At 59.6% G+C, this 21,064-nt stretch carries 19 protein-coding genes; 13 read left to right on the top strand and 6 right to left on the bottom strand.

Annotated elements, in window-relative coordinates; all coding sequences use genetic code 11:
* The first annotated feature begins 1 nt into the window (after position 1).
* The 9 genes from CVM73_RS28790 to CVM73_RS28750 all read left to right on the top strand — a co-directional run bounded on the left by CVM73_RS28790 (position 2) and on the right by CVM73_RS28750 (position 8,068).
* Positions 2–919 carry a type II secretion system F family protein gene (locus CVM73_RS28790; protein WP_245452460.1) on the top strand — a complete coding sequence of 306 codons (918 nt, stop codon included), beginning with the start codon at positions 2–4 and terminating at the stop codon, positions 917–919.
* A 53-nt stretch (positions 920–972) separates the two neighbouring features.
* Positions 973–1,824, top strand: coding sequence for a type II secretion system F family protein (locus CVM73_RS28785; protein ID WP_245452459.1), 852 nt, complete (start codon positions 973–975; stop codon positions 1,822–1,824).
* Positions 1,825–1,826: 2 nt separating this feature from the next.
* Positions 1,827–2,474 (top strand): methyltransferase family protein, encoded by a 648-nt coding sequence (locus CVM73_RS28780; protein ID WP_100235168.1) that lies wholly within the window; start codon positions 1,827–1,829, stop codon positions 2,472–2,474.
* 533 nt (positions 2,475–3,007) lie between these two features.
* Positions 3,008–4,378, top strand: a complete 1,371-nt coding sequence (locus CVM73_RS28770; RefSeq protein WP_100235167.1) for a pilus assembly protein TadG-related protein — start codon at positions 3,008–3,010, stop codon at positions 4,376–4,378.
* The gene (locus CVM73_RS28765) at positions 4,378–4,794 is read left to right on the top strand and encodes a TadE family protein (protein WP_245452458.1); all 417 of its coding nucleotides are present in this window, start codon (positions 4,378–4,380) and stop codon (positions 4,792–4,794) included. Before CVM73_RS28770 ends, CVM73_RS28765 begins: the two co-directional genes overlap by 1 nt.
* Before the next feature lie 205 nt (positions 4,795–4,999).
* A complete protein-coding gene (locus CVM73_RS39820; protein ID WP_158237613.1) occupies positions 5,000–5,152 on the top strand; it encodes a hypothetical protein in 153 nt (50 codons plus the stop codon).
* Between the two features lie 227 nt (positions 5,153–5,379).
* Entirely contained in the window at positions 5,380–7,035 is a 1,656-nt protein-coding gene (locus tag CVM73_RS28760; protein ID WP_100235165.1) for a type II and III secretion system protein family protein, read from the top strand.
* A gap of 14 nt (positions 7,036–7,049) precedes the next feature.
* Positions 7,050–7,448, top strand: coding sequence for a hypothetical protein (locus CVM73_RS28755; protein ID WP_100235164.1), 399 nt, complete (start codon positions 7,050–7,052; stop codon positions 7,446–7,448).
* An 83-nt stretch (positions 7,449–7,531) separates the two neighbouring features.
* A complete protein-coding gene (locus CVM73_RS28750; RefSeq protein WP_100235163.1) occupies positions 7,532–8,068 on the top strand; it encodes a tetratricopeptide repeat protein in 537 nt (178 codons plus the stop codon).
* 100 nt (positions 8,069–8,168) lie between these two features.
* Here CVM73_RS28750 and CVM73_RS28745 read toward each other — a convergent pair whose 3' ends face one another.
* Together CVM73_RS28745 and CVM73_RS41195 are read right to left on the bottom strand one after the other, a co-directional pair.
* The gene (locus CVM73_RS28745; protein ID WP_100235162.1) at positions 8,169–8,819 is read right to left on the bottom strand and encodes a hypothetical protein; all 651 of its coding nucleotides are present in this window, start codon (positions 8,817–8,819) and stop codon (positions 8,169–8,171) included.
* A gap of 664 nt (positions 8,820–9,483) precedes the next feature.
* Positions 9,484–9,699 (bottom strand): hypothetical protein, encoded by a 216-nt coding sequence (locus tag CVM73_RS41195; protein WP_100235161.1) that lies wholly within the window; start codon positions 9,697–9,699, stop codon positions 9,484–9,486.
* 706 nt (positions 9,700–10,405) lie between these two features.
* Here CVM73_RS41195 and CVM73_RS28735 point away from each other — a divergent pair.
* The 3 genes from CVM73_RS28735 (at position 10,406) to CVM73_RS28725 (ending at position 13,025) form a co-directional block, all read left to right on the top strand.
* On the top strand, positions 10,406–10,651 hold the full coding sequence (locus CVM73_RS28735; protein WP_100235160.1) for a hypothetical protein: 246 nt from the start codon (positions 10,406–10,408) through the stop codon (positions 10,649–10,651).
* 177 nt (positions 10,652–10,828) lie between these two features.
* Complete coding sequence (locus CVM73_RS28730) at positions 10,829–11,962, top strand: serine/threonine protein kinase (protein WP_245452457.1); 1,134 nt, start codon at positions 10,829–10,831, stop codon at positions 11,960–11,962.
* Entirely contained in the window at positions 11,949–13,025 is a 1,077-nt protein-coding gene (locus CVM73_RS28725; protein WP_245452456.1) for a nucleotidyltransferase family protein, read from the top strand. Before CVM73_RS28730 ends, CVM73_RS28725 begins: the two co-directional genes overlap by 14 nt.
* A gap of 135 nt (positions 13,026–13,160) precedes the next feature.
* On the opposite strand, the gene CVM73_RS28720 is transcribed toward CVM73_RS28725, so the two are convergent.
* Complete coding sequence (locus CVM73_RS28720) at positions 13,161–13,544, bottom strand: H-NS histone family protein (protein WP_100235158.1); 384 nt, start codon at positions 13,542–13,544, stop codon at positions 13,161–13,163.
* 723 nt (positions 13,545–14,267) lie between these two features.
* Between CVM73_RS28720 and CVM73_RS28715 the strand changes: the two genes are divergently transcribed.
* Entirely contained in the window at positions 14,268–14,636 is a 369-nt protein-coding gene (locus tag CVM73_RS28715; RefSeq protein ID WP_100235157.1) for an H-NS histone family protein, read from the top strand.
* 55 nt (positions 14,637–14,691) lie between these two features.
* Here CVM73_RS28715 and CVM73_RS28710 read toward each other — a convergent pair whose 3' ends face one another.
* The 3 genes from CVM73_RS28710 to CVM73_RS28700 form a co-directional block, all read right to left on the bottom strand.
* Positions 14,692–16,158, bottom strand: coding sequence for an exopolysaccharide biosynthesis polyprenyl glycosylphosphotransferase (locus tag CVM73_RS28710; protein ID WP_100235156.1), 1,467 nt, complete (start codon positions 16,156–16,158; stop codon positions 14,692–14,694).
* Between the two features lie 144 nt (positions 16,159–16,302).
* Positions 16,303–18,402, bottom strand: coding sequence for a hypothetical protein (locus tag CVM73_RS28705; protein WP_100235155.1), 2,100 nt, complete (start codon positions 18,400–18,402; stop codon positions 16,303–16,305).
* A gap of 94 nt (positions 18,403–18,496) precedes the next feature.
* Positions 18,497–20,830 (bottom strand): Wzz/FepE/Etk N-terminal domain-containing protein, encoded by a 2,334-nt coding sequence (locus CVM73_RS28700; RefSeq protein ID WP_245452455.1) that lies wholly within the window; start codon positions 20,828–20,830, stop codon positions 18,497–18,499.
* Between the last annotated feature and the right edge of the window lie 234 nt (positions 20,831–21,064).

The raw sequence follows: 21,064 nt of genomic DNA, 5'->3' as shown, positions 1-21,064 counted from the left end.
CGTGATCGTCGCTGTCCTGGTGCTTGCGATGTGCGCAGCCGCTAGTTCGCTGTGGCTCGACGGACGTGAGCGTCGCATGCATCGCCGGCTGGCGGTAGCTCTACCGGCCTCCCATCCGGCCAGCCTGCCATCCATTCGCAGGGCGGAGACCGGATCCCGGTATCTGCTTCTGCACCGTTTGGTCAATTACAGGCCCGAGATGGTCCACACTTGGCATCCGGCGTATGTGCTGCTTGCTGCCGCCATCACGGTAGCAGCGATCTTCTATGCCAACCACCTGCTGGGGTTTTCCATTTTCTACGTGTCCGTCACGGCTGCAATCGCCGCCATGGTGGTCGTGCGAGGTCTGTTTGGATGGCAGCAACGTCGCTTCGCCAGTCAACTTTTCCGACAGCTGCCTGACGCCATTCAGCTGGTGACAAGCACGGTTCGATCGGGCCTGCCTGTGCACGAAGCATTTCGCACCATCGCGCGCGAGATGCCGCAACCAACGTCCGGGCAGTTTGCAATCGTATGCAGCGAGGTGAATCTGGGAAGACCTCCGGAGGAAGCCGTCGAAGCCGTCTATCGGCGAACGCAAGTGGCAGAGTACGCGATGTTCGCGGTGACACTTGCAGTCCAGTTGAAGTCGGGTGGCAGCTTGGCCGAAACCTTGCAGACGTTGGGCGACACGGTGAGTCAGCGTGTCGCGCTCGCTGCTCGCGCCAAGGCGCTGGCGGGAGAAGTGATTTTTTCCTCGCGAGCACTCACGATCTCGCCCCTGATTGCCGGAGCATTGCTATACGCGGCCAATCCGCAGAATGTCGATCTGTTGTTCTCCGATCCGACTGGAAACAAGCTTCTGGCTTACGCAATCGTCTCGGTGCTCATCGGGCATCTGGTGATAAGTTGGATGGTCAGGCGGGAAACAGAACTATGACTTTTGGTCTCGGTCTGGTGGCCCTCGCAGTCGCAGCTGGGACTGCGGCCTGCATGTTGCTCATCCGCGAGCTACACGTCCGGGCATTGGACACGCGGGTGTCGAACGCCGTGATGGGTATCCCTTACCGGTCAGCCCGATTCAAGGACCTGACCGGTTTGTTTTCATGGCTGGGCATGCGGTACCGGCGCTTCTACGCCGAAGAGAATCTGGAGGAGCTACGAACGATCCTCCACTCATCCGGCTTCAATCATCATCGAACCCTGCCGATCTGGATCGGCATCAAGGTTGTCAGCATGTTCGTGCTGCCGGTCATTGCGCTGCTTCTGGCACAGCTTTCGGGAAGGGGACCTGCCGACGTGCTGGTCTTCACGCTGATGGGCGTGGTGATCGGAATCCTGGGGCCGCGATTGGCTCTGTCGGTGATGAAGCGGCGCTTTGATGCTGCCGTTCGGCTAGGCGCGCCGGATATGATCGATCTGCTGATCGTATGCAGCGAGGCGGGAATGGGCCTGGAAAGCGGGCTGGGGCGAGTCGCCGAAGAAATGAAGTCGACCAATCCCGCCATGGCCTGGGTTCTGCACCGTCTTCTCGATGATCTCCGGATACTGCCAAGCCGCGTCGAAGCATTCGAGAATTTGGCGTCCACGTCGGATGGCCTTCGCCGGTTCGGCACGATGATCAGCCAGAGCCTGCAATACGGAACGCCGTTGGGACAGGCGCTACGCAGTATCGCGCTCGACCTGCGGCGGGAACGCATCACGAAGCTGGAAGAAAGAGCACACAAGTTGGGCGCCAAGCTGACTATTCCGATGGTGCTGTTCCTGCTTCCGGCCATGTTCGTCATCATGGGGGGAAGCCCCGTTCTGCATCTCGTGCGTTCGTTCGCCAGCTTCGGAAAGTAGCCATGAACACAATTGCCCTCTCCAAGAGCGGATCTTACGACCGGATCATGCGGTTGCTTGGCAGCTTGTGGTTCATGTTGCTGGCACTTTGCGTCGCCGTCAGAGTTGGGGCGTCGCTGACCGATCCATGGCCCTCGCTTTTGTCGAGTTTTTGCCTCGGCATCTTCTACATGCTCCTGGCGCTGCTGATCATGTCGCGCTCACCGGCAAAGGCGCATGCAGACGGCCTGCTTCCAAGAATAGCGGCCTTCGTCGGCAGCTATCTGCCATGGACGATCAGCTTCCTCGGCAAGACCGACGACACGCTGCCCAACCTGGCGTCGACGGCTTGCGTGCTGGTCGGCACGATCATGATGCTTGTCACCATCCGACATCTGGGTCGGTCGTTCAGCCTGGTGCCGCAGGCGCGCTCGGTGGTCCAGACCGGCCCGTATCGATGGATCAAGCACCCGCTCTATGTCGCGGAAGAAATCGTGGTGCTGGGCGTCGTGCTGCAATACCTGACACCGGTTACGGTGATCGTACTGGTCCTGCATATCGGCATTCAGGTCTGCCGAATACTCTACGAAGAAGACCTGCTTCGGCGCAATTGCCCTGAGTATTCGAGTTACGAAGCATCACGTTGGCGAGTGATTCCTTACGTTTGGTGAGCGGCTATGCGTGGCCCGATTGTGGTGGACATGGTTCAAATCGCGACTGCTCCGAGTCCGCGACCGGACGTCGTAAGTATCGGGCGAGGTACGCGAGCGCTTCGTAGAAGGTCTTTTATCGCGGATCAGCGGGGCGCCGTCGCGTTCGAGACAGTATTCGTTTACATATTCTTGGTGTCGTTCCTGCTGATGCCGCTCGCCGACGTCGCCGCCGCGGGATTCCGGTTCATCTCCGCGTGGACCGCCCTGCGCTCTTTCGGGCAGTATATTCAGTACAAGAGTCCGCCCGACCCGGCGAACCCGGGGACCTGGGTGTCAACGCTGCAGACGACAGTCGCAGGATATGCCATCGGAAACATCCAGGTCATGTGCGGAAGCACTGTCTGCAACTCCGGCAATCTTGGTACGACTCCCAAGTACTTTACCTTTTCGACAACTGTCACTTTGGCCCCGATCGTGTTGACGTCGGTGCTGTGCCCCAACAGTTGTACGTACACGCTGCCTTACTCTGAACGCTTCCAGTAGGTGTTTTCATGCGTAGTCTGCTCCGTTCCAGGCAAGGCTCGGCCGCATTCGCGACAGTCATCGCCCTGGTGCCTCTCATCGGCGTGGTCGCACTCGGGGCCGAGGCCGGATCCTGGTACGTCACCAGGCAGCATGCGCAGAATGCGGCTGATGCGGCGGCCTATTCGGGCGCCTTGCGGCTTGCATGCGCGAATGCTGGTGTGCTCTGCGATGCATCAGTGGACTATCACGCCAAGGAATTCGCGGCACAGAACGGGTTCTGCAACTCCGGCGACACGGCCTATCCGGGCACCAACTGTGCGACCAGCCTTCCGACGGGAATCTCGCGGGCCGTGCAGATCGATATCGGCAGCTACAGTGCGGGTGCGTTCACGACGCCGCCCGCAGGAGGCGGCAACGCCGTTCGCGCCAGGGTCAGCCAGCAACAGCCGGCCTACTTGGCGGCGGTGCTGGGTTTGACCACCGTCAACATCCCCGCCCAAGCGATCGCTCTGGTCGAACTGCCGAGCAAGGTGTGCGCCTTGGCGCTCGGACCTGATCCGAACGGGGGCGGAGGGGCTCTTAAAATTTCTGGTAACGTCAGCAACAACGGCACGGGTTGCCCGATAATGTCGGATGCCAGTGTTCAGTTTGCCAGCACTGCCTCTTTCACCGGGTCGGGATGGGCCGTCTTGGGTGCAACCGGCTGTAGTCCGGCCAGCACCTGCGCTGATCCCGGCGTGACGCACAACTACTTTATGCCGTACGCTAACAATCCGCTTAGCAAATTGGACAGCGAATCGTTCAACAGCTTGACCTCGAGCGGGAGGCCAAACGATTTGGCATGCAGTGGTACGTTGACGCCCAATGCCCCGCCGAGCAGCACTAACCTGTACCGCAACCTAACGTGCACGACCGGGAACGCGGTAGATTTTAGTCCGGGCACGTACTTTTTCTACAATGGGACAATAAAATTCAATGGCGGAACCATCACCTGCAGTGCCTGCACACCCTGGCCACCGGCAGGCACAGGTGTAGGGGTCACCCTTGTATTACTCGGGGATTCGAGCATTTCTATCTCTGGCGGCGCTGTAGTTAATCTGTCCGCGCCTTACACCAACACTTTCTCTTCTGATCTGAACGGCGTTCTGATTGATGATCAGGCACCGAGCAAGAGCAGTAATCAGGTCACCATCAACGGCGGTACGGTTAAGCTGGGTGGTGCGATGTATTTCCCGCACGTCGACGTTACGTGGAACGGAGCGACAGAAAGTACCAATACGACCTGTTCACAAGTGATCGCCCAAACACTCACCATGGGCGGTGGCGGCTTCTTGAGCACGGATGGATGTAACCCGGTCACCGTCCCTTACACCCAAGTCGTCCGCTTGGTGCAGTGATGAGAAAGCTCGACAATCGCGGCGTCGCATCGTTCGAATTCATTCTCGTCTTCGTGTCCCTTTTCATGTTGATCTTCGCCATCTTCGATCTCGGACGCTATGCCATCACGATGCAGTCCTTGCGGACGCTCGCGAGCGCCGGGGCTCGGGCGATCATGATCAACTGCTACACGCCTAACCTAACTCAGAGCCCGCCCCAGTCGCCGTCCAGCTGCACCACCGATTACCTGTCCACGGCCGACAAGCAGAATGCCGCGCCATTCCTGTATCGCGGCGGTCTCACGCCGACGCTGACCGTGGCATCCAGCGGCAACAATTTGACCGTGACCGCTTCTCAAGCCGGCTTCACCATGCTGATGCCGATATGGGGCACGACGCTCAATGCGCCGAGCGCGTCAACGCAAATTCCCTTCTAGCCCACTCCCGAGCACCAGCCGATGAACACCCGACCGGCCCCTGGCGATGGCGATCACGATGACGGCGGATGCGAAGCCGAGACATGCCATCACGCCGAGTTCCACGGTGCGGGCATCATTGGCGCGAGCACCAAATATGGCAATATACCTTACGCATATTGGCAGACATTGCCGCGGGTCGGCGCATGTTGAGCTGGACAAACGCTTGGGAACCGAACTGCGCCAGAGCAGTCTGCGCCTGGCCAAGTGCCTTTTGAAGACGGCAAGCGGACGCCATTCGATGTGGGCGAATGTGGAAGCGCGCGCCAAGATGGTTGTGCTGCAGCATAGTTCCGAACAGAGCTGCGGAGAGAAATGATGCGCGCCCGCAACATTGGAAAGTTTTCTTTGCTGCTTCCGGCAGGACAGTAGGCGTCTCGTCTTGCAAGAAGGCAGCATCAAGGACGATGATCTTGGAAACACGAAGTAACGAATTGTAGTGGGACAGCTTGTAAGCTCTGCGACGTGGTGCGCAGAGGGGAACTGTTGGGGATATCGAGCACGTAGATTTGCGGGGATGCCGCGGATCGCAGCGGGGGGACTCGAATGGGTGGCGGTTGCATTTCGGGCAAGGTAGGAGGGCTTCTCGCCTTCAGCGTGATCGGTCTCGGCGCGGCGCTCGCCTCGTTTGCGTCCGCTGACCGCGCGACGGCTGCAGACCGGCGTGGCTCCTCCGGCGGCGTCTTCGTCAGCGAAATGAGCGACGTCCAGCGGGTCAAGGTGGTCGTCAACAAGTCACGCACCTTCAAGGTCGATACGCCTTTCGCAACGATTGTCGCGGGCTCGCCCGACATCGTCGACGTGAAGTCGCTGAGCGATCACCTCATCTATGTCCAGGGCAAGCAGACGGGCACCACCAACGTCATCCTGTTTGATTCGTCGATGAAGCAGATCGGGATCCTCGACGTCGAGGTCGTGATCGATACGGGCAATTTGCAGCAGAACATCCGGTCCAGCACCGGCGGGCAGGGTATCCGCGTGTCGGCTTCCGAGGGCCAGGTGGTGCTTAGCGGAACCGCGGCCGACGCGGTTACGGCGGAGCGCGCCATGGCGATCGCCACCAGCACGGTCGCGAAAGGCGGCGTCGTCGTCAATGCGATGAGCGTCGCGGCGCCGCAGCAGGTGATGCTGGAGGTGCGCTTTCTCGAGGTCACCCGGGATGCCGGCCGCGACCTCGGCGTGAACCTGTACGCGGCGAACGCCAATGGAACCAATGTCGCGAACACGGGGCGTGGTGGTGCCACTGCCGCAACGGGCCGTCGTCCGATCGGCGGTATCAATACGGTCCAAAACCCCATTGGTAATACCGGCGGCACACCTGTTGGTGCGTCGCCTACCGGCAGTCTTCCGATACTCGGAACGGCGGGCACGCTCTTGGGAACCGCGGGCGGCATAGCTCCGGTCCCGTTCGGAAGCTTGTTGACCAGCATCGTCCGAACCAGCAATGGGGGGTCGGTAGACCTATTGATCTCGGCGCTGGAAACCAAAGGACTGGCACGACGGCTGGCGGAGCCAAACCTGACCACGCTTTCCGGCGATGCGGCTCGCTTCCTGGCCGGTGGTGAATTTCCAGTGCCGATACCGAACACGACGGCGAACGGCTTTCCCACCATCACCATCGACTACAAGAAGTTCGGTGTCGAACTGGCCTTCGTCCCTACCGTCCTCTCGCGGGGCGTGATCAACCTTCGGGTGGAGCCGTCGGTCAGTGAGCTTGATTTCGCCAATGCGGTGACGATTCAGGGCACGACCGTTCCAGCATTGACCCGCCGCGATGCGCGCACGACGGTGGAATTGCGGGATGGTCAGAGCTTTGCGATCGCCGGCCTGCTGCAAACCCGCAACCGTCAGGACGTTTCGCAATTGCCCTGGATTGGCTCGGTACCCGTGCTTGGAGCCTTGTTCAGCAGCAAGTCGTACCAGCAGGAGGAGACCGATCTCGTCATCATCGTGACGCCGCGCCTGGTCGCACCGGCTGCACCCGGTCAGCAACTGGCGTCGCCGCTCGACTCCCGCCTTCCGGCCAACGACGTCGATTTCTTCCTCAACGGCCAGATGGAAGTCCGCAAGCGTTACAATGACTACGTCAATTCCGGCGGCGACGTGAAAGGACCCTATGGTCACATCATCGCTCCCGAGGTCACCGCGACCGTTCCAGCACCGGCCGCTGCGAATCAGCCGGTCGTAAAAACGCTTAACTGAGAAGGAAGCGGGAGATGACCATCAGGTATCTGGTTCTGTTCGCACCCCTGCTGCTCGGGGGATGTTACGGGGTGGCCGGTCATGACGAGGTGGACCGCTATTTCCAGCGTTCCGACACCATCACGATGAGTGCCGGCAATGCCAAGGAGGTCAACGCCGTCACCCACACAATCCATCCCTGGCCGCGCAACGTCGGTGATCGCAGGATCGCATACGACGCTCGGCGCGTGGGTTCCGCCGTGACGCGCTATGGCAACACGAAACAGCCGGTGGATCAGCTTCCCGACATTGGCGATGCGACGAAACAGATGGGCGTGCGGACTGCCCCAACCCAGAACGTCAACATAGAAGGATTGGGGGCTGGATCGACTGCTGGAGTATCAGTTCCGGTTGGGGGCGCGGCGAATAGGTAACTGGTTTTGGTAAGTAAAATTAGCGGTGATTTTTTTACGAACGGTGCAGTGAGTCTACTGGGCCGCGCGGGGGATTGGGGTTTATGCGGCGTATCATCTTCATGCTGACCTGTTGCTGGTTGGGGATCGGCCTTGCGGGGTGTGATCAGACCCTGAGGGATGCCGCCGTCGTGGCTCCTGTCGAGCCGCCTGGCGGGGACCCCGTGCAGGAGCCGACCGACGTCAAATATTATCCCTCGGACGAGCCCGTACGGCTGGGCCTGGAGCATTTCAACCGCGGCAATTACGGGATTGCACAACGCTACTTCAAGGACGGCGTGGAGAAGTCGCCCAAGGACGTGACCGCTTGGGTCGGGTTGGCTGCGAGTTATGACCGGATACGTCGGTTTGACCTGGCTGACCAGGCCTATGCCCAAGCGATCCGGCTGGGCGGCGAAACCGTGCAGGTCCTGAATGACCAGGGATATTCGTACATGCTGCGCGGCAATCTGAGCGCGGCGCGGCGAAAGTTTGAGAAGGCCTATTCGCTCGATCCAGGCAACCCGGTGATCGCCAATAACCTTGAGCTTCTCAACGGCAGCCGGCGCTTCATTGAAAGGCCGCCAAACAATCAGCCGTAAGAAGAACCGACCACGGACCGGTCGAAGGCCCGTTCGAGATCGGAGCGCCGTAGCCGACAGTTTAGGGCATCGAGGGGTCGCACTGTGCCGGCAGTCAAGCCTAGTTCGGCCCCAGCACAGCGTCAGCCCGACGGCTGTCCCGTTTGACGATGATGATCGCACCGTTGCGGATTGCAAACCTGGCCCCGATCAATCTGGGCACCTTCTCTGTGAGAGGAGAAGGAAGGGGAATGGTTGGGCCAGTGATGGGATCACCCACGTTCATGGGCGTACCTGCCGGATCCGCTGACTGAGCTGGCTTGATGTAGTCTCGTATGAGCCGAATCTCGTCGGCCGAGAGATTTAGGGCTGATTCTTGCGCCATGTCTCCGGACTTGTTGTCGCCAGACTTATTGTTTCCAGACTTGGCCCGCTCGGTGTTCGCTTTCTCGAGCTGCCTGGCCCTCTCAGCCTGATCGATGCGCGTCAACCGTTCCTTCAGAGATAGCACCTCACGTTGCAGGTAAGCGATCTCTGATTTCATGGACCTGAACTGCATCACGACGGCTGCGGCTCCGGCGCACATGGCAAGCAGCATGAGGCTCAGGAACGCGATGACGGCGCCGATCACGTTTCGGCTTCGATGCTGCATTTGCCTGTCCGGAAGCTCGTGTTCCAGGTGCTTGCGCCACAATGTACCGAGACGCCGGAAGGCGGCAGCGATGTCCGGGAATACGTTGCCTTGCTCTGAGCAGCTGCGTCGGATCTTCATGCTGCCGAAAACGAACTAGCCTCGAGACTGGCGATTAGCAGCCAACCTCCAGCCTGAGTCAAGTTGCGATGAGGAGTCTGCGATCGCGACGAACCCGATTTCGGCCACCAAGGAGGGCGGGCGCAACGGCCTTGTGATGTCGGGGCAAGTCATCGCATGGCCCGGCTCGATACGGGCTTGAACGGCAGACACCGCTGGAGCAGCGGCAGAATATAGCGCTCGCAGGTGATCTTGGTCAGGGGCACGCCGGTTACATCCGCGTGCGGTACCTCGTTGCTCGGGGCCTTCGTGGGCGCGATGCCGGCACGGACCGCCATCCTTCTCTCGAGCGCCGTACTTCCGCCCTTCGAACTTTCTCTCGGAGCCGCTGCAATTGGGCGAGCAAGCTAACGAGCTCGATCGCTGTGTGACGCAGAACAGCCAGGCTACAAACCCCACTACTCACTACAACACCCCCAACAGGCCCGTGCCGAATCCGTGATGGAAAGCTCGGATTTGTGATGACGTCCCAATAACGTCTAAGCGATGGCTCCCCGAGCCGTCCGTTCGGTTTACGACGGTACGCAGAAATATTTTCGAGCATCATTCTGATGCGCTGCAACAAAATGCGTGAATCGGAAAATATGAATTGGGCGCACTCTCTGAAAGGGACGCGTCAGTCGCATCAGCACGAGGGAGCTGCGCGAAGGACCTCCGCGGTCCGGACGATTGGCTCTTCGACCCAGGCCTCGCGGGCGAACCAGTTGTGATTGGCCTGACAGATCGGACAACGCGTATTGCCGAAAAACACGATGCTTCGCAGGAAAGTCTCACGATCGGATTTGATGCCGGTAGGAATCGCGCGACCGGTTTGCGGACACTTGACCATGATCATGCCCATACGAGCCTCCCTGAAACACGTATTTGTCGAGAAAAAGGGCCGGTCGGCTGGAGTGCGCTCTCGTCGGTGCGGGTGACTTGGGGGGGCATCGCACCTGGGGGTCGTTGTTCGAGCAAAGGGCAGCTTGCTCGTGACGACGCTTCTCCAACCGACCGGATTCCTGCTTGGCGAATTCTTGGGATACCGCCGGCTTTCGCGCGGCAACGCTGAATGCTGAATGATGTCCGACCTCAACCGAAAGCTTCTGGGAGGCTCCTAACAATTGTCGTGTCAAAATCCTTGCGACTTCGTGCGGAATATTCCCCCTGCAGTGAAACCATTATTTCCCTCTCGACGGACAGATCAGCCAACCGGATCACTGGTGTCACTCCCCTCGGTGCAGCTCGTTAACTATTCTCTGTTTGCATTTAATGTGCAAATTAAAATTTGCCCTGTCGGTGCGATTTACGACTCTCGGCCGATATATTTTTTTACGCGACGCGGTGCGTCGCCGAAAAATGTCAGTGCTTTTGCTCGCAAGCTTCTGCAGCCTTCATTCTCGATGCCGGCTCGGCGCGTGCTGCGGTTTGCCCGTGGTATTGAATGGTCGCGTCAGGTTCAAATGTGAAACAAATTTTGATTATAACCTAAATATGTAAATCTCGTTGTTAATTGCTGCCGATCACGTAAGCTAAACTCGTCCTGGTTTCTTCGGCTGGAGGAGACGATGTGGGAATTAATTCTTAGCGAGTGCAACCTCACCTCGGAAACGCCGCAGTTGGCTCAGATGCGCGCGGAATTGGTAAGCATTGGCGAGAAGGAGCGCATTCTGAGAGAGCGGAGTGCCGATCGCGAAGCTTATCGGTACCTATTGGATGCTCATCGGTTGATCACGAGGGCGAGCCTTCTTGGAGAGCAGGTGTTGAACATTTCTCCGCAAGAAGGGGGCAAGGACGGTCAACTCGCGGCATGACCGGCCGGATTGACATATCGAAACGAGCCCGACCGGGTGGCGTGTGCTCGGCTGAACGGGAGTCGCGGCGCCACCTAGATTGAATGTCGCAGGCGGCGGCCGTCAGCTTGTCGGGTGCCGCGACAACAGCGCATCCCGGACGCTGTCGCCGCCTCACCGGTACAGGGCGAGGCAGATTTGCTCACATGGGTGGAAGCCGTGCTGGAAAGATCGTCGGCAGAGATGGTGTTGAGACCGGCTCCGGATGCGGTGTTCGCGCTGCTCGACGGTCGATCAATGCTGTTCAGCGAGGCGGGGCAGAAGATCTTTGAACTCGACCGAGTAGGGGCATTCATTTGGTGTAAGTTGGCGCAAGGCGCCTCTCTGGAGGACATTTATCGGGGGCTTGCGGCGCTGGGCATTGACGGGAACACGGCACGCCAGTTCACGCGACAGGTCGTAAATGTCTGGATCGATCGAGCGTTGCTCGAAGTCGATTGGCGAATGCCGACCGACTGTGTCTTCTCAGCGAATCTAGGTCGGCACAGAATAAGCGTTCGGGCTGCAAATCGGGAGCTCTTGGGGCGGTTGCTTTCGCCATTTTGCGTTTCGGAGCAGGGCGGCGAGGGCGACATCGAGATCGAGGCAATGATGCTGGACGAGCAAGTGATCTTGCGCGGAGAGGATTCCAGCATTTCCAGATGTGACGTCGAAGCACTGGCCCCTACGATCAAGGCTCGCGTCACCGAGCGGCTTATTCGAAGCAATCGTTGGGTCTTCTCCCTTCATGCCGCTTCTCTCGTGAAAGACGGCATGGGCCTGCTGCTATGCGGCCAGCCGGGAGCTGGAAAGTCCACCCTCACGCTGCAGCTGGTCGACGCCGGACTTCAGTACGCTGGCGATGACGTTGCGCTGGTTGGCGCTGATGGAACGATCTGCGGAATCCCGTTTGCTCTCACCCTCAAGGAGGGATCGTGGGACTTGCTGTCGCGACTACATGGCGATCGGTACGACGCGACGCATTGCCGCTGCGACGGCGTTCGGGTGCGGTACGTCCCCATTCCGGATGCGCAGAACCAATGCGTTTCCGCACGCTGGATCATCTTCTTGAACCGGGTCGCGAGCGGTCCGGCCCAACTGACCGCGATAGATCCGTTGGATTCGATGAAGCGGCTCATCGAGAATGCGTTTGCTGCTGACGGAAGGCTGTCGCAGGCCGGCTTCTTCGCCTTGAAGCGGATTGTCGCGGGCGCGCGATCGCTTCAACTCACCTATGGCGAGGCCGTGGAGGCTCGGCGCTTGCTTATGGAATCGTGCAATGGCGGGGCATAGCAGCGCGCTCACGAGCCTCTGCAATTGCTTGCGAGGGATGCCGCCCGTCGATGTGGAATGGACGTCCGTAATCGGGCTCGCAAATCAGACCCTGACGACGCCGGCGCTCATCGACTTTGTCGACAAATTTGCTTCGATGCTGCCGGACGACGTCTGCACATATATTCGTCATATCCACCGCCGAAACGTGCTGCGCAACAATCGCCTCGTCGCCCAACTGGAGGAGGCCGTCGTTGCGATGAACGGCATGGGAATTACGCCGATCATGCTCAAGGGGGCATCGACACTGGCGACCGCGCCCGAGGAGCGGCGAGGCGTTCGGCTGATGTCCGATCTGGATATTATGGTCATGCCAGACGAAGCCAGCATGGCAGTCGCCGCTCTACGTGCAATTGGCTACGATATCGACTATCAGACCCCGCCCGAAAGCCAGAGATGGCACGTCGAGCTGAATCGGTCGCAGGACGTCGGGAGCATCGACCTGCAGCAGGCACCTCCAGGCCCTGCGTACCTCTACCAGAGCTTCGGGCATGCGCTGAACCATTGCGTCCCGGCGGCGCTGGGACGGGGACACGTGTATATCCCGACGCCGACCTACCGAGCGCTCATGTTGATCATCCATGATCAATTTCAAGACTATGGCTATTGGCTCGGCGACCTCGACCTGCGGCACCTCGTTGAATTACGCGACCTGAACAATTCCGCCGAGGGCCTTGATTGGGGGAAGCTTACCTCTCTTGTCTCGGGCGAATTGATGAAAAACGCGGTTGAAACCCAGCTGTTAGCTCTTGCGGAGCTGCTTGGCGTCGAGATTCCGCGCGCGTTGCGCTCCCGACTGATTCCCCGCCTGCAGTTCATGCGACAGTTAATGCAAGCACGCTTTCCGGCCACACGCGTGCCCTTCCTCGCAATGATGGCGTTGGATCTCGGAAATTACCGGAAGGCGGAAAGTGGCGCCCCGCAAGCCGCTGCGCGTTCGCGTGGATTGTGGTCCTTGCCGAGCGTGGGCACCCTGCAGTTTCTGTTGAAGGCGGCCGTCGCGGTGCGTGCGGGCAAGGTCTAAGCCACGAGCCCCATCGGTGGGGCCGGCAGATCGCCAGGCGGACGTGTTCAATCAGCTGGGTGCGGAGCGAACCGGTAGCTGCCGATCCGTTGAGCCAACGATCCTGCGCATGCCGGCATTTGCCGTGGCGGGCCATCAATGCTCGTGACCCCCAGCGTTCCGGTTGGACGCTTCGCCGTTCTCGCGAATCCTGAACTCCTCCAGCGTGTGTCCTGATTGGAGCGCGGCGACCAGCCAGCGCGGCTGTTTGCCGCGCCCAGACCAGGTCTCGGTCGGTTTGAGGGGGTTGAAGTACTTTGGCACGACCTTTGGGTATTTGCGGCGGGGGGGCTGGCCTGGGCTCGTCTCCGTCGCCCCGCCTTCCGCTCCACCGAATTGATCCGGTTGATTGAGTTGCGCCAGGCGCTTTTCCAGCTCCCGCTTTTCGGCTGTGATCTTCTCGGCAAGAATCTTTGTTAGCTCCTCGTGGAGGAGCCATAGTTCCTCGAAATCCATGGCTTCGAGATCTTGCCTGCGCATAGCATTCCCGACACCGTTCGACCGCCGCCCTACCTATCTGTCATCTCTCACGCCGAACGACTTTTTCGAGAGGCTCACTACAGATAGGGGACCAAGGCTGGTCTTTCAAATTGACGCGATAATAATTAAATAATATATTATTTAATATATAACGCGAGTATTATTTTTATCGGTTTACTGGGTGAGGAAACCTTGCCGCAAGCCCGAAGAGAGATATTGGATATTATCGATTGCCCGCTGGTGCGTCTTCAGGCGGCGATCGGTCGGTTTATCGCTCCCTCGGCCCCATTGACCGACATCGAGGCTTTGAAGCTGCAAATCCAGCTGCGACGGCTCGCCCTGAGGGACATCGCAGTCATAAGCTCGCGGCTGCAGCGGGTCGACGGCCGCATTTCAGGAGGATTGCCAACGAAGAAAAGCGGCCTTGCGCGCCGGTCGTATTCGCCGAGGGGGCGGCGTGGCAGATGGATCTCGCGCCCCGCTTAACGGGCCATTCTTCGCTTGAGTCGAGGCGTCGGTGCACGCGGGGCGCGTGTTGTTACTCTGGCCGCTATTAAATTGAGCGGATAATCCTTTTTTCAGTCTTGATTGGAACCGGCGACGCAGTTATGTGGAGCACGAACTTGCCGTTCGGTTCCACGTATTTTTTTGGGTCTGACCCACTTAGGTTCTTGATTACTCGGCCGGGACAATATTAAATGGGCGCAACCACAGGATGCTAGCATGTCGACCAAGAAGCTCGAACTAGAAGCGATGTCCCTTGATGATCTATGGTCGCTTCATGAGGAAATTAGCGGCATTTTGTCGGATCGGATCAAGGCGGAAAAACAGGAACTGGAGAAGCGCCTGGCGGTTCTCGGCGGCGGGATGGCTGTGTTGGCCGAAACCGGCGGGCGGAGCGTCTCTCCGACCGGCAAACCGAGGCGCAAATATCCGCGCGTACTGCCGAAATATCGTAACCCGCAGACTTCCGAAACCTGGTCGGGACGTGGCAAGCGGCCGCGCTGGTTGGTTGCCGCCATGAAATCCGGCCGTCGGATCGAGGAGTTTCGTATCGGAGAAGCGGCTCCGAAGCTTCGGCAACGGGCGTGAGAGCTCGCTGCGCCAGCGGGCTGGCGCAGCTCGGTGCTTGACGCGGAGATCGAGTCTAGTAGGCGTTGCGCCCCCGCAATACCTCCATGGGAGTTCGCAACAGGATTGCGAGATCCAGCCGAAGACTCCAATTGTCGATGTACCAGAGATCGTACTGGACACGTGCTTCGATCATCGGCGCCGTGGGTGTTGCGCCGCGGCAGCCGTGGACCTGGGCCCATCCGGTCAGTCCCGGCCGGACCCTGCGGCGGAAGGCGTAGTTCCGCATGAGCTTGTCAAACTGTCCGTCGTGGGCCAAGGCATGGGGACGCGGGCCCACCAGCGACATGCTGCCCTCGAGAACATTTAGCAGTTGCGGCAGTTCGTCGAAACTCGTCCGACGCAGCCATTTGCCCACGCGGGTGACGCGACGGTCGAGAGGGGTGGCTTGAGCGATCACGTTGCCGTCCTCGAGCACATGCATGGTCCGAAATTTGCGGATCAAGAATGTCCGACCATTGAAGCCACAACGTTGCTGTCGGAAGAACACGGGGCCTGGAGAATCCAGCTTGATTGCGACTGCAGCCAGCACAAGCAGTGGTGCAGATATGGCCAGCGCGAGCCCCGCGCCGACAACATCAATGATTCGTTTGGTCGCGCATTCGAGGGATGTAAGGGGACCGCGCTGCAATTCAACGCAAACGGCACTCCCAAGACTCCGTGTAGGATGTCGAAGCAATTCGGATGTTGTGCCGACGGGCACGAACATGATCGGGAACGGCAACACCCGGAGATCGGCGACAAGCGCTCGGAGCTCGGGCCATCGCTCCGGGCTGGCCTCGACCACCACTTGGTCGAGCGGAGCGTTGCGAATATAGTCGATCACGCGAGAAGTGAGCCGCTTTCGACCGGCAGGCCCGAAGCCGCTTGGCGGCAGGCTGAACCGTCCCTTGACGCAATAACCGTGCATAGCCAAGGCCTCCGGCAGGCCGGCGTCTTTCGAAAGCGGCTGATCGCTGATGAGAACGATATTGGTGCTAGCGAATTTTCTTGCGCTCAGACCTCTTATCAGCAGCGACCTGACCCCCCATCGCTCGGCCACAAGTAGCGCCAAGCCGAGGATGGCGAAGGCCGGGCCTGCTTCCTGAGATGCGCCCGGGCGAATAGCAAAGCCGTACGCGGCCCAAATCAAGAGCACCAATGCCACCCAGGTCACGCAGACGGCCCGAACCTGGTTCTTGAGCACGAAGAGCTCAATCGGGCGATAGAGGCCTTGAGCCTTCAGCACCGAAGCCACACAAGCTGCGCTGACCAGTGCCAAGCCAAATGCGTTGCCGTGGTCTCCCTCGGTCTGCCCGTTCTGGACCCGGTACAGTAACGTGGAGAGGACGCTCGCAAGCAAAATCGTCGCGATATCAGCACAGAGCGCAACGTGTTCGATCCGGTCATAACGCAGGGGCCATTTATGCCGGGATGCCGACGGCTCGAGACTGACACAAGCCGTATCGTTCTGATCGGGGAGGTGTCGGTTCACGAAGTTCATGGCGAGGCACTCGGGATTATTATTTAATCTATTATTAATTTATTGAATGTATCAAGCGAAAATCGCGATTATTTAAATTGCGCCACACCGAACCTGGCGCATATGCTCGGGTCGTCCGTCTATCGAGCGGAATACGTTAGGAAATTACCGCGCTGTCCCGCGGCCCGGTACTCTGTTCGGCGGAGGGAGGTCCGCTCCGGGCGACGGAACCCGAATTTCCTTGCGCATGCTTTGCAGAGCGGCTGAATCCCACTCCGAAATCAGATCGTCCACCAAGCCCTTCCCGCCTGCCGACGCCGATTGATAGGCGGCAATCAGAGCGGGGCGGAAACTGGGGTGTCTGGCCAAGGCAATCTTGACGTCACGCTGCACCAGTTCACGCAGCTCAGGCTCGCTTACGACCGAGACCTCGCCGAGAGCGACAGTCAGTCGTAGTGGAAGCAAGGCCAAATCGTTTGGTGCTGTGTAGTACGACAGTTTCAGCAAGGCCGCGACGTCATATTCGACCGGTCTCTGCTCCCTCGAGAGCGCCGCAAGCATGAGCCAAAGATCACCTCGTAGTGGCGAGTACTGCAGTGCCCGCGCCAATACAGTCGGCACGGCCGGATCGACTTCGATCTCCGGCCTTGACGCTGCGGCTCCATTGGCGGTGGACTGCGGCGCAGGAGCGAGCCTCCCTGAACGCAGATCGCCGTCACCGCGGAGTGAGTTCGGAAGCGGCACCCTTAGAAGGGCTTGGCGTGCCGCTTGGTTGGCGGCAAGCGCTTCAACCGGCAAACCGCCCGGATACGACGGCTGAGCGAGCAGCCAGACCGTTTGCGCGATCAGGACGACTGCGATGGAGCCCAATCCAATACGCATCGATGCATTGCCAATCCCATATCGGTGTGTTGGCGCGGAGGTCGGACCTGGACCATCCGGTTCACCTACAGGTCTCGTTGATCGCGACGGCGAGGCCGCAGCGCCTGTATCACGCTGGCTTTGAGCAACCGCCAGTCCGAACATGGCGGCAGCGAACAGCGATGCGCCGAACTCGAGAATGCCGTCCTCGACCAAGGCCAGCATGGCTAGCGCAGCCGCAGCGCCGGAACCAATGGCCGCGTAGACGTAGTCACGCCTTCGCCGCAGGGAGCATCTGAGCAAAGCCGCGGCGCCAAGTACCGCAATGATCAACACGCCATACAGAAAGGGGCGGCCCATTTCGATTGCGATGGCAGCGGCAGCCGTCGGGCGCTCTCGCGATGACGGCGCGCCGATATCGCGATGGATCGGCAGTAGTGCCACGTACGTTCCGGCACCGAATCCCGCTCGGCCGGTATCTTGCAGCATCCGTTCAGTCGCCGCCAGGTCATGCGCGGATAGGGCGATCGCGAGATCGGTATTCTGCCTCACCGGCAGCAGGGTGACCGCCGCCAGAAAGAGAATTGCAGCCGTAGCAAGCACGCTCGCCATTCCCCAAACCCCATAGAACCAGTTCTGGATCGCGAACGCGGCGATTATGATTCCCACTCCGAGCAACGCAGCTATGACAGTTCCCGTCCCGTCTCCCCTGGCAAGGATCGCCGACAGGCAGAGAAGCGTTGCCAGCAGCGCGAACGATAGGGTCGTCGTCAGCCGAAATGAGAGTTGCTTGACCCGGCGGCGTTCCTCGAACGCACGAGCCGTCATCGCTGCAGACAGCACCAGGCCCAGCACTGCCGGTCCTGCGCCGGTCACGACCAGCGCAGGACCATCGCCGGGCGAGAGGCTGTCCGCTCCTATGGTCTGCCGCACCAGCAAGTACGCACTGACGATCGCCGCAACCGAGACCAGCATGGTGAGGAGCTGCCACGCACGCTGTTTGTCCAGCGCGACGACGGTCGCGATGAGCGCGAGGGCGACAGCAGTACCGTAATGCAAGAATGCCCGCACGGTTGCGCCGATGTCCACCGTGAGCCGTTCAGCAAGGGGGACATTCAATGCGGCCGATGCGGTTGCCCATATCGGATTGCCGGACCCGTGGATAGGAATCGGAGCGAGTTGAATAGTCATGTAGATCGCCGGTACAACGAGGACGACGAGGAGAAAGAGTCGTAACCGTTGTACCAGGCGCGCGATCGCGGAAGATGAGGCGAAGGCTGCGGTTGCCAGCACCGCGATCGCGAGAAGAGCGGAGCATAGGGCTCGCGCTTGCGGCATATCGGGCATTGCAAAAGCCGCGGCGACGGACACCAACAGTGCCAGCATCAGGAACCTGACGAGCATGCAACGTCACCTCTCAGGCTTGGCGTTTCTCCGAAGACTCAGATCGGCAGGCCCTTCAACGCTCAAATCGTGATGGTGCACGGCGACAGGCCGCTCAGGAGCTCGAAAGACCATAGCGGACATAGTGACTGTCATCGTAATAATCGCTTCGGTGGGTGTCGTATCGCGCCATCGCCCTGATGTCAGTCTTGTTCAGGACTGCGCCGATCAGCGAGTCCGAGATCGTCGGGGCGGTGTGCAGTGCATGCTGTACGACGTCGATCTTCGTGCGTCCCCACTCGACGACGAGAACGTAACAATCGATCAGAGGAGCGGTGACCCGTACGTCGACAAGCGGACTCAGCGGTGGAAGATCGACAATGACATAGTCATAGTTCTGTCGCAGGCGATCGAAGAGCTTGCATATCGAGCCGTCGGACAGAAGTTCGCTTGAGTGAAGCACGGGCCCGCGCGGAACGGCCGGAAGAACGGCAAGAGTCGTCCTCGGATCCCGCCATACCACCTCCTCGAGTGGGCGATCTCCGTTCATGACTTCAATAATGCCGTCCACAGCCTTGGGAACGACGCGGGCCGAGAGCGATGGATTCCGGAGATCGCAGTCGACGATGATCACCTTCTTCCCGCTGTGTCCGATAAGTTGCGCCACGGAAGCGGCAATCGTGGTCTTGCCCTCATTTGGCAGGGCTGAAGTCACGCCAATCACCTGGTTGGGGGTCTTCGCCGGGCTATGGTCGATCGCAATCTTGATCGCTCGGATCGCCTCAGTGTACCGAGAGAGAGGCATGCCTACGACGGCGCGATGAATGTCCGGAGCGGCCGAAAGTATTCGTTGGTTCGAGTCTTCCTGCGTCTGTTGCAGCCGCGCCGCCGGCCTCTGCTGCCTGGGCATATTCAGGATCGGCACGAGAGACAGGCACGGCAGCTCCAGCGCAGCCTCGAGTTGGGAAGACGTGCGGAAAACGCGGTCCATTACGTCTCGCACGAAACCGAGGAGCAGTCCCAGCGCGAGCCCCCCCAGAAGACCGAAGCTCAGCACGACCTTCGCTTTCGGTTTGCTCTTGGTCTGAGCGGCAGAAGCGGGGAAGATGACCCGGGTTTCCGAGATCGGGAAGCTTTCCTGCTGCGTCGAGCCCATGTACTGCTGAAGGAAAGTGTCGTAGAGGCCCCGCAGGCTCTTCGCCCGACTTTCCAAATCTCTTATCGTCAGCTCTGCCGAGTTCGTGAGGCGCGACTGCGCGATGGCCACAGACAGACGTTTTTCGATCTCTTCCTGCCGCTGCTTTGCAAGTTCGGCTTCGCTGCGGCTGATCTCCGAAAGCCTCTTAACCTCGTCCAGAATGGAGGCGCGAAATTCACGCAGCCTGTTTCGGATGTTGACAACTGCCAGGTGATCGCGGCCGACGCGGGCGGATAACTCGGCCTCACGCCTGGCGAGTTCGAGATACTGCTGGCGTAGCGACGTAATGATCGGACTGTTCATCGCATCGGAGCCGATGGCATCCAGATTGCTGATCGAGGATGGTTTTGCCGGGTCGGCGCCAAGGAGAGCTTCGTAGCGCGACAGCTTGGCCGCGGCCTCCGAACTCTGCGCGCGGGCGGTCGCCAGCCGGGTGTTGAGCTCTGTGATCTGCTGCTCGTCGATCGGTTTTCCTCCGGGCGAAACGATGTTGTTTTGCGATTTGTAAGCCGCGACTGCACGTTCGGCGGTCAGCGCCTCCTCGCCGAGGTTTCGCAGCCGTTCCCGCAGCCAGCTGGTTGCAGTTCGAGTGGCTTCAAATTTCGCCTCGAGCTGATCGTTGATGTAGGCTTTGGCAATTGCGTTCGCGATGTCCGCCGCCAGCGCCGGATCGCTCGAGGTGAACGCGATCTCAATAACGTGGCTATAGCCAACCCGGCCAGCAGACAGGCGATCCAGAAAGCTCGCAATCGTGGTTTCCGAGGGCTGCTCTGGCGGAGCAGGTGGCGCACCTTCTGACGGATCCGACCGCCATCTTCGAAGCCAGCCCAGTAGCCAGGACTGCAGCGGCCGCGACTCCTTGAAGTCCGGGTGATCGGTCAGTTTCAACTGCTTGATCACAGCCGCAGCAGTCGCCTGCGACTTGATGATCTGCAGCTGCGTTTCGATCTGAGTAACGTCGACGATCGGCTCGGATAGAAGCGATTGCTTCTGGAGGAATTGCGCCCTTGGATTTTCGAACAGGACCTGAACCTGCGCCGTATAGGCCGGCGACACCAGTCGTAGGTATATGAGGCTGGCGGCACTTGCGAGGACAGCGGTGAAAATGATGACGAGGTATTGTCGCCGTATAAATACGAGTGCCAATTTAATGAGATCGCCGATGCCGCCGGCGTTTTGGCGATCCGACTGCATTTGCATGGTGGAGGGGAGACGTGCCCCGTCGGCCTGGAGCGTATTGGTCTGAAGCATCGGACAATTCTCTCGGCTGTCGACAATCGCGCGGGAGCATCCCGCAGGCGCATATTTGGACCCGTGGCCACATTTAAAATAATATATCCGATAAATTTGGTGTTGCCAATTAAATCTGGCTCGGGCATTAATTGGCGAATAATTAATTGGAATGGCAAGGAGGGGCGTGGCGTCTGATTAAGCTCCGATATCTGCCGCGAACCGAGCGAAGCGGAACTGGTTCGGCCGGGCTGC

The organism is Bradyrhizobium forestalis, assembly GCF_002795245.1.
GTDB classification, from domain to species: Bacteria; Pseudomonadota; Alphaproteobacteria; order Rhizobiales; family Xanthobacteraceae; genus Bradyrhizobium; species Bradyrhizobium forestalis.
The sequence above is the reverse complement of the archived record's forward strand: the minus strand, read 5'-3'. Positions and strand labels throughout refer to the sequence as shown.